The 14,264-nt window shown below is 71.6% G+C and carries 11 protein-coding genes; 5 read left to right on the top strand and 6 right to left on the bottom strand.

The annotated features are described in order from the left end of the window. Positions 1–15: 15 nt before the first annotated feature. From OG928_RS26620 to OG928_RS26635, 4 genes are all read right to left on the bottom strand, one after another. Entirely contained in the window at positions 16–1,323 is a 1,308-nt protein-coding gene (locus OG928_RS26620; RefSeq protein WP_406288162.1) for an extracellular solute-binding protein, read from the bottom strand. Then, positions 1,290–2,450 (bottom strand): serine/threonine-protein kinase, encoded by a 1,161-nt coding sequence (locus OG928_RS26625; protein WP_406288164.1) that lies wholly within the window; start codon positions 2,448–2,450, stop codon positions 1,290–1,292. Before OG928_RS26625 ends, OG928_RS26620 begins: the two co-directional genes overlap by 34 nt. 428 nt (positions 2,451–2,878) lie before the next feature. Then, complete coding sequence (locus OG928_RS26630) at positions 2,879–4,036, bottom strand: acyl-CoA dehydrogenase family protein (RefSeq protein WP_406288165.1); 1,158 nt, start codon at positions 4,034–4,036, stop codon at positions 2,879–2,881. Further along, complete coding sequence (locus tag OG928_RS26635; RefSeq protein WP_406288167.1) at positions 4,036–5,055, bottom strand: acyl-CoA dehydrogenase family protein; 1,020 nt, start codon at positions 5,053–5,055, stop codon at positions 4,036–4,038. The genes OG928_RS26630 and OG928_RS26635 overlap by 1 nt, the downstream gene beginning before the upstream one ends. Positions 5,056–5,332: 277 nt before the next feature. Here OG928_RS26635 and OG928_RS26640 point away from each other — a divergent pair, with 277 nt between their 5' ends. The 3 genes from OG928_RS26640 (at position 5,333) to OG928_RS26650 (ending at position 7,872) form a co-directional block, all read left to right on the top strand. Beyond that, entirely contained in the window at positions 5,333–6,397 is a 1,065-nt protein-coding gene (locus tag OG928_RS26640) for a hypothetical protein (protein ID WP_406288170.1), read from the top strand. Between the two features lie 392 nt (positions 6,398–6,789). Next, positions 6,790–7,224: an ATP-binding protein gene (locus tag OG928_RS26645; RefSeq protein ID WP_406288173.1), complete on the top strand. Its 435-nt coding sequence runs from the start codon at positions 6,790–6,792 to the stop codon at positions 7,222–7,224. Positions 7,225–7,635: 411 nt separating this feature from the next. Next, entirely contained in the window at positions 7,636–7,872 is a 237-nt protein-coding gene (locus OG928_RS26650) for a DUF397 domain-containing protein (RefSeq protein ID WP_406288175.1), read from the top strand. 48 nt (positions 7,873–7,920) lie between these two features. Here the strand turns inward: OG928_RS26650 and OG928_RS26655 are convergent, their stop codons facing one another. Beyond that, positions 7,921–8,787 (bottom strand): helix-turn-helix domain-containing protein, encoded by an 867-nt coding sequence (locus tag OG928_RS26655; protein ID WP_406288178.1) that lies wholly within the window; start codon positions 8,785–8,787, stop codon positions 7,921–7,923. Positions 8,788–9,296: 509 nt separating this feature from the next. Between OG928_RS26655 and OG928_RS26660 the strand changes: the two genes are divergently transcribed. Together OG928_RS26660 and OG928_RS26665 are read left to right on the top strand one after the other, a co-directional pair. Beyond that, the gene (locus OG928_RS26660; RefSeq protein WP_406288181.1) at positions 9,297–10,688 is read left to right on the top strand and encodes an SWIM zinc finger family protein; all 1,392 of its coding nucleotides are present in this window, start codon (positions 9,297–9,299) and stop codon (positions 10,686–10,688) included. Beyond that, positions 10,685–13,417, top strand: a complete 2,733-nt coding sequence (locus OG928_RS26665) for a DUF6493 family protein (protein WP_406288183.1) — start codon at positions 10,685–10,687, stop codon at positions 13,415–13,417. Before OG928_RS26660 ends, OG928_RS26665 begins: the two co-directional genes overlap by 4 nt. A gap of 173 nt (positions 13,418–13,590) precedes the next feature. On the opposite strand, the gene OG928_RS26670 is transcribed toward OG928_RS26665, so the two are convergent. Then, on the bottom strand, positions 13,591–14,262 hold the full coding sequence (locus OG928_RS26670; RefSeq protein WP_406288186.1) for an O-methyltransferase: 672 nt from the start codon (positions 14,260–14,262) through the stop codon (positions 13,591–13,593). Between the last annotated feature and the right edge of the window lie 2 nt (positions 14,263–14,264).

The raw sequence follows: 14,264 nt of genomic DNA on the forward strand, positions 1-14,264 counted from the left end.
GGCGGTGTCGCCGGGTCAGGTCGCGACGGCACCGAACTCGCGAGCCACGATGGCATTCGCCGCCGCGGCCGCCGCGAGCGGGTCGGCTCCGGCCAGGGTCTGCCGGGACAGTTCGGCCAGCGGACGGTCCGACCAGCCCGGGGCGACGGGGTAGGCCCGCCCGCCCACCGGCAGCGCGGCCATCGCGGCCGGGATCATCGGGTTGTCCGACGGCACGGCCCGATCGAGCCCGGTGCGGATCGGCACGAGCCGGCCGTCGGCGGCGATCCGGGACCGCCAGCGATCGGTGGCCACCAGCGCGAGCAGGTCGATCGCGGCCTCCTTGAACAGGCTGGCCGCCGACACCGCCAGCACGGTGCCGCGCACGCCGACCGCCGACGGCTTGCCCGCGGTCCGGCCCGGGATCGGGAACGCGCCCAGGACGGCCCGCATCGCCGGGTTGGCCGCGACCACCCTGTCGTACAGCGACGAGTCGGCGATCACCGACGCGACGCCGCCCCGGGTGACCCGGGTGACGATCGCGGGGTCGTCGGTGCCGACGGCGGCGGCGTCCGGGGCGTACGACTGAAGGTGCCGGAAGAACCTGGCGCCCTCGACCGAGCCGGGCAGGTCGAGGGTGCCGCGCCACGCGTCGCCCTCCTGCACCGCGATCGTGCCGTCGTCCTCCCACACGCACGATGCCAGGATCGGCCACGCGCCGCCGGGCACGTACACCGCGCGGTGATCGGGATTGGCCGCGTTGGCCAGCCGCAGCTTCTCCAGGTCGGCGACCCAGGTCGGCCGGTCGATGGGCACGCCCACCTGCGCGGTCTGGAACAGGCCCTTGTCGTAGAGCACCACCGGCACGTTCGCGGACAGCGGCAGCGCCATGATCCGGCTGCCGGACGTGCACGCGGCGCGCACGGCGGGGAACCACGTGTCGCCGTCGAAGCGCTCCTGATACGGGGTCAGGTCCATGACCAGGTCGGCCGCCTTGAACCGGGCCAGGGTCAGCAGGTCGAGTTCGAACACGTCCGGGCCGCGGCCCGCGCGCAACGCCTGCTCCAGGGCCCGGGTGTAGCCGGACTTCGGCTGCACCCGGCTGCCGAGCCGGAGACCGGGCGAACTCCCACCCTTGCCGAACTCCAGGCCCAGGTCGCCGAGCAGGCCGGCGGGTACCAGGCCCTCGGTCGTCCAGACGGTCAGTTCCTGGACGGTGGCGGGGGCGACCGGGCCGCTCACGCCGGTCTTGCCCGCCGGCGGTGCGGACTTCGTCGAGGCGGCCTTGGACGAGCCGTCGTTGCCCCGGGTCAGGGCCCAGGCCGCGGCGCCGCCGCCGACCACGGCCGCGCCGGCCGCGACCGCGAGGAAGCCGCGGCGGGACTTGACGCGGGACCTGCGGGAGGCGGCCCGGGGCTCGGCGCGGCGTGCGCGTGGGGGGGTTCGTCGGGGGTGGGCGCCGTGGTCGGTGCGGGTGTGGGTGTGGGCGCGGTCTTCGGGGCGGGCGCCTCGGGTGCGGGCTCGGCTCCCGGCGGCGGGGCCGGGACGGTGCCGGCCGCGTACGGCTCGCTGCCCGGCATCGGCTGCGGCGGCTCCCACGGGTTGGCCACCCGTGCGGCCACCCACTCGGCGAAGGGAGAGGGGAGCCAGCCCGGGCCCGGGGTGCCGGCCGCGACGCGGACGATCTCGTCGGGGGCGGGCCGCCGGGCCGGGTCCTTGATCAGGCAGGCCGCGATCAGGTTGCGCAAGGAAGCCGGCACATCGCCGAGTTCGGGCTCGCCGTCGCTGACCCGGTCGGCGGCGGAGCCCTCACCGCCGCGGTCGAACGGGCCGACGCCGGTCGCGGCGAACGCGAGCACGGATCCGAGCGAGAACACGTCGGTCTCCGGACCGACCGTCAGATCCCGTATCTGCTCCGGCGACCGGAACCCGGGGGAGTCCAGCACGGTGCCGATCACGACGCCGTCGGCGGTCACGGAGGAGCCGGCCGACACGTGTGCGATCCCGAGCTGCGGCAGGTGCGGGCCGTCCGGGCCGAGCAGGATCGCGCCGGGGTCGAGCCGGCCGTGCCACAGTCCGGACGCGTGCAATTGCCCCAGTATGTGTGCGAGTTCGGCGGCGAGTACGCGCAGCGTGTGGCCGGGCAGGGGGCCGAGCCGGCGCACGGTCTCGTCCAGCGTCGGGCCGGGGACGTGCGTGGTCGCGTACCAGAGCGATGGGCCCGTCGTATCCGCGTCCACCAGGATCGCCGTGCCCGGTCCGGACAGCCGCCGGGCGGCGTCGACCTCTTCGGCGAACCGCGCGCGGAACGCGGGGTCGCGACCGAGGTCGGCCCGGATCACCCGCACCACGACGGGTTCGTCGTCGGGCGCGGCGGCGAGGTAGGTCCGAGCCGTGGTCCCTTCACCGAGCCGGCCCACCAGTCGGTAGGGGCCTACGCCCGAAGGGTCCTCGTCGTGCAGGGGCCGCATGGCAGAAACTCCGTTCGCTCACCGGTGTGAACGGTGCCGAAGTCTGCCATGAAGCAGGCTGCTGCCCGGCCACGCGTTCGGTGGGCCATGCGGATGGTGTCCTGTTTGTCCTCAAACGCCGGACGGGCTGGGGTGGCCGGCCTGCGGCCCGCTTTGGCCTCAAACGCCGGCCGGGCTGGATGTGTCGGGTGGTTTTGGGGTCGGGCTGCGGTTGGTTGGCCTCAAGCGCCGGCCGGGGTGGATGTGTGGGGTGGTTTTGGGGTCGGGCTGCGGTTGGTTGGCCTCAAGCGCCGGCCGGGGTGGATGTGTCGGGTGGTTTTGGGGTCGGGCTGCGGTTGGTTGGCCTCAAGCGCCGGTCGGGGTGAAATCAGCCCGTCCGGCGTTTGAGGACACAGCCTGGCCGGCGATTGAGGCCGCCGGGGGGTGGGTCAGCGTGCGCGGGGGAGGCCGAGTCTGTGTTCGGCGATGTTGTTGCGTTGGATTTCGCTGGTACCGCCGTAGATGGTGGTGACCGGGGCGTCCCGCGCGGCGTGGTCGACGAACCAGGCGTCGCCCGGTTCGGCGAGCAGGCCCTCGGGGCCGGCCATGTCCAGGCAGGCCTCCGCGGCGCGGTTGTAGGACTCGCTGGCGTACAGCTTCGCGATCGAGCCCTCCGTCGTCGGGAGCCCGCCGCCGCTGGCGATCAGCGCCGGTCGCAGGGCCAGCAGGCCGGTGATCTCGTTGTCGATCGCGATCCTGGCCAGCCGCTTGCGGACCGAGGCGTCGTCCAGGCTGCCGGTCTCGGCCGCCCACCGGGTGAACCGGCGCAGCAGCGACACGCCCTGGTTCATGTTGCCGAACACGCCGCGCTCGTACGCCAGGGCCACCTTCATCACGCCCCACCCGCCGTCGACCTCACCGAGTCGCCAGCGGTCGGGCACCTCCACGTCGGTGAAGTAGGTGATGTTGGTGCGGTCCCCGCCCATCGTCTCGACCGGCTGGAACGAGATGCCCGGCAGGTCCATCGGCACCAGGAACATGGTCAGGCCGCGATGTTTGGGCAGGTCCGTGTCGGTGCGGGTCAGCAGGATCACGTAGCCGGCCTCGTGCACGAGCGTGGTGAACATCTTCTGCCCGTTCACCAGCCACACCGGCTCGTCCTCCGGATGGCCCAGTATCCGCTCCGCGCGGGTGGCCGCCGCCGCGACGTCCGACCCGGAGCCCGGTTCGCTGTACCCGAGCGCCGCGATCGCCTCGCCCCGGTGGAACCTCGGCAGCACCTCCGCCAAGTGGAACGCGCTGCCGATCTGCTCGACGATCCCGGCCACCAGCATCGTGTTGGCGAGCCCGAAGAACGGCGCGTCGGCCAGACCGAGTTCGTCGAAGAGGACGTACAGCTCCAACGGGTCGCGCCCGGCGGTCCGGCCCGGTCCCGCCATGCCCTCGGCGATCACCCCGGTCGCGGCCAGCGCGCGGTGGAAGTCCCAGTCGTGGAACGTGCCGGTGCGGCGGGCCCGTTCGACCATGTCCTCGGTCAGGTGCTCCGCGACGAACGCCCGGATCCAGCGGCGAAACTCCTCGACCGATTCCTTCGGCTCGAAGTCCATCAGATGCTCCCCACGGGTCCGAAGAGGTCGTTTGCCAAGCGCTGGTACTCCTCGTCCGGGTCACCGAGCACGAGGGGCCACCCCCGCGCGCGCCGGAAGTAGAGCTGGATGTCGTATTCGAGGGTCACGCCGTAACCCCCGTGAAAGTGCACCGCGCGATACGTCGCCGTCCGCGCGACGTCGGTCGCGGCCAGGAACGCCATCACCGCGAGCCGCGCGGCCTCGGCCGGATCGCCCTCGTCACCGCACCACGCGGCGCGCGCCGCGAGCAGCCTGATCCCGTCCAACGGCCCGACCAGGTCGGCCAGCCCCTGCTGTACCGCCTGGAACGCCCCGATCGGCTTGCCGAACTGCTCCCGCTCCAGCGTGTACGCGACGGCGATCTCCAACGCGCGCTCGGCCAGTCCCGCGAGCGTGGCCGCCGTATACAACTGCCACTCGCGCCGCAGCGCCGCGTACCGCCGCGCGGCGTCGTCGCCCCGGGCCAGCACCACCCGCTCCGCGTCGGGGTCGCGCACGTCCCGATCGGCCAGCGGCGCCGCCGCGTGGTTGGCCGGCCCCGTCATCGGCGGTTCGCTCCGGACCGCCACCAACTCGTCCTCGTCCAGGGCCACCACGACGTGCGCGACCGCGCCGCCGGGGACCAGCCGGGCCAGACCGTCCAGGGCCGGGCGCAGCGCCGGCGCCGCGATCAGCGTGCCCTCGGCCGCGTCCGCGCACCACGGCGTGTCGAGCAGCAGCCGCGACGCGGCCAGATGCCCGCTCAGCGGCACCGGCGCGAGCACCCGGCCCGCCTCGTGCAGCAGCAGCCCCAGATCCAGGCGGGTCGCGCCGCCGCCGCCGGCCTTCTCGGGCAGCGCCATGCCGGGCGCGCCCATCGCGGCGAGGCGGTGCCACAGATCCGGATCGAATCCGAGCGGCTCGGCGGCGCGCACCACGGAAATCGGGCACCTGTCCGCGAAGAACTCCGAAAAGGCGTCTTGCACCGCCTTTTGATCCGCCGTCAGTTCAAGATCCACGGGCGACCTCCGTTCGCGATCAAGCTCGACCGAGCCTGCCGGCGCACGCTAGCGCCTGGTGCGACACCCCTCCATGGCGGAAGCGACCGATGTGCCGGAGATCTCGATCCCATGACATTACTTGCCAGTAGCTGACTGGCGGGTTGCTCTTTGCGAAGATCGGCTGCCCGAGTGACAAACAACGAGAACAGGTGCTTTCCGTCGACCGGATCCACGGCGATCGGCACGATCACCCATACGATCCGAGAGATAACGGAAAGCGAAGGGAGAACCCGCTGTGCGTGCATACCGCCACGTGGCGCTGGTGCTGATCGCCCTGCTGGGTGCGGCCCTGATCATCTTCCCGCTGGCCGCCGGCCTGCCGAAGAAGACGCAGGCTGTGGACGATCTGACCAATGACTTCCGCCCGGCCTTCACGAAGACGGCGCTCGCGGAGAGCAAGACCGACCTCGTCACGATGAACGAGATGCTGGCGCAGCTGCAGAAGGAGACGCTGCCCGGCCTCGCCCAGCAGGCCAACCTCACCACGCCGCAGCTGATCAGCCTGATGGGTGCGACGGCCCCCGAGGTCGGCAAGGGGCTCGCGCAGGTCAACGAGATCATGCCGCGCTTCAACAAGCTCGCGGGAACGATGGACGCGCAGGCCGAGAACTTCCGGCAGGCCGACGAGATCCCGACGGCCGACGACCCGAACACGGTGGTCACCTATCTCTACCTGGTCCCGGGCATCATCCTGCTCGTGGTCGGTGTGGGCGGTCTGCTGTTCTCCTTCGTCGGCACCAAGGCGGTGCTGAGCACGGTGTGCCTGACGCTCGCGGCGGTGGTCGGCCTCGGCATGGTGGTGGGCGTGTTCGCCACGGGTGTGATCGGCAAGACCAAGGCATCCGAGAAGATGTTCACCGCGTTCCAGCCCACTTTTACCGACGCCGGATACAAGCAGGCGCGCACCGACCTCGACACCCTGGGCGCGATGGCCACCGGGATGAAGACCAAGTCGATTCCGTCGATGGCCGCGTTGTTGAGGAAGCCCGCTCCGCAGTTCACCGCGGAACTCGCCACGCAGTACCCGAAGGTCGGCAAGGGCCTCCTGGAAACCGACCGCATCCTCGCGAAGTTCAGCGCACTGGTGGACAACATCGGCGCGAACATCGACACCTTCAAGGACGCGGACAGCATCCCGGACGAGAAGACCGAGGTGTCGGTCATGCCGTGGCTGCTCTTCGGCCCCGGTCTCGCCGTGTTCCTGCTTTCGGGTGTCGCGCTGGTGCTCCAGTACACCGGCCGCGCCGCCGGCTCGCCGGAGCCGGTCGCGACGCCCACCCCCTCGGACGTGTCGGTCTGACGCTCTCGCCGGTCGGGAGTCGGCGGATGCTCGAATTGTCCGGACTCTTCCCGATGTAAAGCCAAAAGAAAGAAATGACCGGTTCCCGGATTTGTCCGGGAACCGGTCGTAAAGCGGCCTCTGTTCGATCGTAATGCACGTGCATCGGCGTGGTGCAGACGCAGAAATCGTCGATGCACGTGCATCCGGTCTTGCAGTTGGGGTCGGCATCCTCATAATGAAGTGTGTGCATGTGCACGCGCATGTGCATGGACGCTCTGTGAGGCGAGTCCTCTGGCGGCGTTCCCAACAGGCCGGGGACCAGTACCCGCTCGGAGGCACGGATGACCGTCGCGAGTCCCGCAGGGTTCCGGACGTCGACGTTTCAGTGGATGGAGCCTCTGGCCGGGGATATGGGACCAACCTCCGATATCGCGATCCAAGCCCTCGCCGCACGGCGGGAGTCGGTCAAGGCCGCTCGTGACTTCACGCAGACGGTGCTCGCCGGCTGGGGCGCCGCAGGGCTGGAGGACGACCTCGCCCTGGTCGTCTCCGAGCTCGTCACCAACGCGCTGTGCCACGGACTCGGGGCCGGCCGCGACGACGCGACGGATGTCGCGCACAACATCCAACTCGCGCTCCTGCGCAAGGGTGAGCGCGTCATGTGCGCGGTCCAGGATCCCGGCGAGAGTCTGCCGGAGACCCAGGCGGGCGGCGACGACGAGGAATCCGGCCGCGGTCTCTATCTCGTCGGCTGTTTCAGTGATTCATGGGGCTGGTTCCCCCTGAACGGGATGGGCCGACGTACCGGAAAGGTCGTCTGGGCGATGTTCGAGATACCCGCCTGACGAAACACGGTCCGCAGCCCGCGGATCGCATTGCGTTGCACCTTTGTGAGGAGTCTTAATTCACATCGGGAACAGGCAACCGAATTAAGGCGCCAAGCGTTTACCCGTCGATCCTTCGACGGGTTTTCTGCATTCTTGCGTCCGTTTCGTCCCCCGGTTCTTAAGGAGCTTTTACGCTTCCTTTGAAACCCTGAGGAATGCCTGAGCCCTCCCGTGTGAGTGAAGTCGGGCTGCGCTATCATCGCCGTTGTACGCTGCATATGCATGGTCAGATGCACGTGCACGCGTAAGTCGAACCGGTGCTGGAATAAATTGCGACGGACCGGGACGAAGGAACGACACGTGCCGCAACCGGGGGCGGGCGACCGCCGCTCCGTCGGGTTGCTCGGCGAGAGGTCCAGGAGAAGCGTCATGCAGGCAACGCACAACGGGGTATCGGCCACCGCGCTCGACGGGGTCACGTGGCAGAAGAGTCGCCGCAGCAACTCGCAGGGCAATTGCGTCGAAATGGCGGCGCTGCCGGGCGGCGACGTCGCGGTCCGCAATTCGCGGCACCCCGACGGGCCGGCGCTGATCTATACCCGCGCCGAGATAGAGGCGCTCATCCTCGGGGTCAAGGACGGGGATTTCGACAACCTGCTCGCGTGAGCGCCCACCCGGGGCGCTCCGCCCGGGTGGTCGCGCTCACCGGCCGGCTCAGTTCTCCTTGAGGATGCGCTGCAGCAGGTCCACGCTCTTGTCGGGCGGCATGCCGTCCACGCTCAACCGGTCCATGACCTCGGTGTACGCGTCGACCTCGTCGCGTTTGTCCAGGTAGAGCGCGCTGGTGAGCTGTTCGAGGTACACCACGTCGGGTAGGTCGCTCTCGGGGAAGCGCAGCAGCAGGAACGGCCCGCCCTCGGCCGCGTGCGCGCCGAAGCGGAACGGCATGATCTGGATGGTGACGTTCGGCAGGGCCGCCATCTCGATCAGGTGCCGGACCTGGTCCCGCATCACGTCCCGGCCGCCGATCGGTCGGCGCAGGGCCGCCTCGTCCAGCACGACCCACAGGCGCGGCGGCTTGTCGCGGTACAGGATCGACTGGCGCTGCATGCGCAGGCCCACTCGTCGGTCGACCTCGGCCACCGACGCGGAGGGCTGACCGGCGACGACCACCGCACGCGCGTACTCGGGGGTCTGCAGCAGCCCGGGCACGAACTGCACCTCGTAGGTGCGGATGACCGAGGCGGCCTCCTCCAGGCCCACGTAGACCTGGAACCAACTCGGCAGGATGTCGTTGTAGTTGTGCCACCAGCCCTGGGCGTTCGCCTCCGCGGCGAGGCCCAACAGGGCGGCTCGCTCGGTCTCGTCGCCCACTCCGTACATCGTCAGCAGATCAGCCACGTCGCGCTCCTTGAAGCTGACGCGCCCCAGTTCCATTCTGCTGATCTTCGATTCGGAGGCTCGGATCTCGTAACCGGCCTCCTCCCGCGAAATCCCCTTCGCTTCGCGCAGACGGCGAAGCTGGGAACCGAGGAGAATACGGCGAACCGTCGAGCCGCTCCCCGGCTGCGTTGCGGGCATCTGCTACCTCCGGCTGAATGGACCAGCGCATAGTATGCCGGCGCGTTGCCACGCGTCCTCGGATCATGGTTACAACGACACTCTCTTGACGATGTGCCACCACCCACCCGGACGAGCACGTGAAGCCAACCGGCTTCTCGCGAGCGGGCCCGGGCCCCAGCCGCCCATGCTCGCACAGGTGATACCACCTAATCGATGCCGTGGCACGGCGAATCCCCCTCTACCAGCGGGTAATCCGGATGTTTCCGGCGAACATACAAGCGATTGAACACGCTGCGCTCGCAATGGGTGACACGTGACGCATCGGCGGGTTCGCGGCCGCCTGCGATCGGGGTTCGCGGCGGACCACGCCGCCGGTGCGGAAGCGGTGTCGATGCGATGTCGATGCGATGTCGAAGCGGTGTCGAAGCCGCCGTGCGGAGCACGAGCGGAAGTCGCCGTCGCGGCCGGCGCCGACCCGATCAGGAGCCGAAGTTCCGCTGTCGGACGGGCTGTCTACGGTTTTCCACATGTCCTCCTCGGTGCAGTCCTTCACCTATCTGCGGTCGTCCGCGCTCGATGCCGTCGACGGCAAACAGTCCCTGGGCCTCCAGACCTGCGGTGGTTTGAGTTCGCACGGCCTGACCCCCTTCCCGCGCTTCTTCGCCGGCTTCCTGACCGCGCCCGAGGCGGCGGCGGGCGGACTGCTCGCGGTCGCCGACGTCGCGGCGGCCCGCTACTACCAGCCGCTGCGGCCCGGTTCGCTCGATCCGGTGGTCACCGGCAACGGGGATCGGCTGCGCTTCGAGTCCTTCTCGGCCTGTTGCGGCGTGCACGCGCGGCTCGACGTGCTCCCGGCCGGCATCGACGGCGAGATGTTCGGCACCGGCACCACCAACGTGGACGTCAACGCGCCGCTGCGCGAGGCGCTCGCGAAGGTCGGCGGCGCCGACCCGCTGCACCTGGCGGTGGGACCCGACGACGTGACGGTCACCACCTTCGACGGGCCGGTCGTGGAGAAGAAGGTCCCGCTGCCCGAGCGGTGGCTGCGCGGCTTCGCCGAAGTCCAGGTGATCTCGGGCGCGTTCGACCTGCGCGCGGAGCTCGCGGCGGCGGAGGCGGTCCGCTTCCTGCGCACGCTGCCGCGCGGCGCCAGGCAGGCGCTGTGGGCGGTCCCGGCCGGGCGCTCGCTCCGACTGACCGCGCGCCCGCTGCCGGGGGCGGTGTGCCTGCCCGGGCCGGACCGGTTGCAGGCGATGACCCGGCTGCTTCGGCACGCGGTCGCGCTGCGCGTGTACGGCCCGGCGGTGAACGCCCGCAGCACGGCGGTGTCCTCCGCGTGGGAGATCGAACTGCCGGGCATGCGGCTCACCCTGACGCTGTCCCCGGACCCGGCCCGCGGCTTCTCCGGCGAGGGCGCCGTGCTCACCGGACTCGCCGGCGACACCGGCGCCGAGGACGCCGACCTGATCTCGGCCCTGCTCGCGTGGGAACCCCGGGTCGAGATCGGCGAGTTGGTCGCCCAGTCCGGACTGACCGCCGAGCGGGTGCGGGCCGCCCTGGTGCGACTGGGCACCGGCGGGCGGATCGGATACGACGTCGCGGAGGCGGCCTACTACCACCGCGAACTCCCCTACGACACCGGCAGCGTCGAGCGGATGAACCCGCGCCTGCGGGACGCGCACAAGCTCGTGGCGGCGGACGCGGTGACGCTCTCCGGCGAGACCGCGACCGTGCGCAGCGGCGACCGTACCTACGGCCTGCGCCTCGTCGGGGACGGCAGCTGCACGTGCCAGTGGTGGGCCGAGTACCGCGGCGGGCGCGGGCCCTGCAAGCATCTGCTGGCGACCCAGATCGTGCGCGGCCGGGCGACCGCCGGGGCGACCGCGACCGCGACGGCGGAGCAGGAGGCGAACCGATGACGGCGACCGAGCTGACCTGGGAGCGGGTCCGGGCGGCGATGCCGACGCACGGGAATCCGGCGCCGATCATCGCCCTGTTCAAGGGCCGCACCGAGCCCGAGCGTCGGGCGGTGCTGCCGGAGTTCAAGGCGGTTGCCAAGGCGTTGGGGGAGCGGCACGGCCGCAGATCCCTGCGCTATGTAGGGGTCGCGTGCCTGGGCGGACCGGCCGCGGTCGCGCAGTGGTTGCTGCGCGGCGACATGACCTGGCCGTCCAAGTTCGACGAGAAGGCCATCCACACGCTGCTCGCCGACCGCAATCCGGCCTGGATCCCGGATGTCGCCCGACGGATGGCCGCGAAGATCCCGCTCGACGGCTGGGGCAACCAATGGGACGTCGTGGACGCGCTGGTGCGCGGGAGCGCCCTGCCCACGCCCACCACGCCCGGCTTCGTCCTGGGCTGGGTGGGACGGGTCACCGGCGGCGCACGCCCGACCGAATCGACGTTGACCGAACGGCTGGCCGCCGACCCCTACTTCATCGACCTCCTGCCGGCCCTGTTCGAGGTCGCGGGCGTCGGGCAGCTCCTGGCCGACCACGACCGTTGGAAAGGCCCCGGCCAGGCCGGCTGGGGCGAGGCGCTCGCCGAGCTCGCCGAGGCGAAGCGGATCGAACGCGACGCCGTCCTCGACGGCTGCGTCTCGCGCCTGCTGCGCGGCGAACGCCCCGCGGCCCTGGGCGCCTTCGTGGTCGTGCACGACGCGATGGCCCCCACCGACGACGAACTCGCCGTCCGCGCCGACTCCTACCTGCGGCTGCTCCCCGACGCCCCCTCGCCCGTCGCCGGCATGGCCCAGGACGTGCTGCGCCGCCTGGACACCGCCGGCCGCCTCAGCGCCGAGCAGGTCGCCGAGGCGAGCCGGGCCGTGCTGTTCCGGACCGAGAAGAAGCTCGTCCGGACCCAGTTCACCTGGTTGACCCAGGCGCTCAAGCGACACCCGGAGCACGCGGGCGACCTGCTCGCCGGCGCCTGCACCGCGTTCGGCTCGACGGCCCTGGACCTCCAGGAGCGCGCGATCGCGCTGATCGCCAAGCACCTCCCCAAGCTGGGCGCCGATCAGGCCGCCCTCGTGCGCGACGAGATGCGGGCGCAGCTGCCGCTCCTGGGCGACGCGGTGCGCCCCGAGGCGGCGGCGCTCCTGGGCGAGCGCGTCGAGCCGGAAGAGCACCTCGACCTCCCGCTCGTGCCGCCGCCCGCGCGCGAGCTGCCGCCGCCGATCGCATCCCTCGACGAACTGGTCGAGGAGATCGCGGTGTTGTTCGCGGGCACCGCCAACCCGTGGGCGAGCACGCGCGGCCGGGTCACCGATCCGATCGCGGTCGAGCGGATCGTCTCCGCGTTCCTGCGCGAGCACGTCCGCGACCGCGAGGCGCTGCGCGCCGCGCTCACGCCGCTCACCGAACGGCACGGGCACGTCATCGAGCAGAACTGGTTCCAACACCAGGTGCAGGGCGCGGTCGGCGCGATGGTCGCCGCGTCCACCGGCCTGGCCGGTGGCAGCCGGACGGGCTGGTTCCGCAGCTTGTTCGGCAAGGGCGACGCGGCCGGCGATCACGACCTGATCCCCGGCTCCGACGTCGAGGTCGACCGGATCGACGCTCCGCAGCGGTTCCTGCTCGCCCGGCTGTACGAGGTCGCCCAGCGGCTGCGCGTGCCGCAGACGGGGCCCTACCTCGCCGAGATCGCCACCGCGACCGGCTTCGTGGACCCCGCGGCCCTGGTGGCGGGCCTAGAGGAGTGGGAGCGATCCGGACGCACCCCGTGGCGCCGCGACGTCCACCAGGCGCTGCTGCGGCTGCCGGCCGACCTCGAACCGGAGCTGGTCGCGCGCGCCGGCCGGCTCACCTCGCCCGCCGGACTCCTGGCCGCGCGCACGTTCGCGGCGGGCGGGCCGGCGGCCGGGATCGTCGAGCGCGGTCGCCACGCGCGCGTGCACCGCGAGTACGTCTACAAGACGCGGGACTGGGTGTACTTCGACGCGCCGCTCGCGTCGGTCGCCCCGGGCGACGCGGACACCCTGCCCGAGAGCGCGCGGCTCCTGTACGGCCTGTCCGACCCGGGCGCGGTCGCGCGGGTCCCGGGCTGGTCGCAGAACACCGAACCGGACATGCACTGCTGGCCGCTCATCCTGCCGCGGGACCGGGACGTGCTCGCCGCGCACGTCGTGATCCGCGGCGAGCGGGGGATCGACGGGAACTGCCGCGGCGCCGAGATCCTCCCGGCCCTGGCCGAGTCGCACGGCCCGCTCGGCCCCGGCACCTCGCTCGCGCTCGCGTACGCCCTCGGCGCGCAAACGCCCGAGGACCGCACCGCCGCGGTGGACGCGATCGTGACCCTGTCCGCCCGCTCCGACCCGTGGGACCCCACCGCGCTGGGCCGCGACGTCGGCGAGGCGGTACGGACGCGTGGCCTCAAGACGACCCGGGTCGCCACCACCCTGCACGACGCCGCCCGCGCGGGCGCGCACGAGGCCGTGTGGGGCGTCCTGAGCGGCTTCCTGCCCGACCTGCTCTCCGGGACCAAGGCGACCGGTCTCGCCGACATCCTGGCGCTCGCCGCCGAGACCGCCGCGAAGGCGGGCGCGCGGGACGTCCCCATCCGCGGCCTGGACGACCTCGCCGACAAGAAGGGCGCCTCTCGCGCGGTCACCGAGGCCAAGCGGCTCAGGAAGGTGCTCGGCGGCCTTTAGGCCGCGGTCGGGGTCGGGGTCGGGGTTGAAAGACTCGGCCGCAAGCCCGGCCGGGCCGATTTCGGCCCGGCCGGCGCTGCGGCCGAGGGCGTCGGCCGAGGGCGTCGGCCGAGGGCGTCGGCCGAGGGCGTCGGCCGAGGGCGTCGGCCGAGGGTGTGCGGCGGAGGACCGCGTCAGCGTTCGTCGAGCGACTTGACGCGGGCCAGCGTGATGCCGTCCGCGACCGGGAGCACGACCTGCTCGATCCTCCGGTCCGCCTTGACGTGTTCGTTGAACGCGTGGACCGCCTCGGGGGTCGGCTCGCCCTGCGGCTTCACGACGCGGCCGTCGTAGAGCACGTTGTCGGCGATCAGCAGTCCGTTCGGGCGCATCCGCGGGACCAGGGCCTCCCAGTAGGAGATGTAGCCGACCTTGTCGGCGTCGATGAACGCGAGGTCGATGTGCGGCTGCGAGGGAAGCGCGTCCAGCGTCTCCAGGGCCGGCGCGATCCGCAGGTCGATCCGGTCCGCCACGCCCGCCTCGCGCCACGCCTCGACCGCGATCTCGGTCCACTCCTCCGAGATGTCGCAGCACAGCAGCCGGCCGCCCTCGGCCAGGCCCTTGGCGATGCACAACGCCGAGTAGCCGGTGAACGTGCCGACCTCGACCGCGACCTTCGGCCGCACCACGCCGGCCAGCAGGGTCAGCAGCGCGCCCTGTTCGGCCGGCACCTGCAACTGCGCGAACCGGCCCATCGCGCGGGTCCGTTCGATCACCCCGCGCTGGACCGGGTCCGGCGCGAGCGAGTGGTCGAGCATGTAGTCGTACAGCTCCCGGGTGACCTGTACCTGCTTGTCGAACGACATCC

This window comes from Embleya sp. NBC_00896, assembly GCF_045207785.1.
Lineage (GTDB): Bacteria > Actinomycetota > Actinomycetes > Streptomycetales > Streptomycetaceae > Embleya.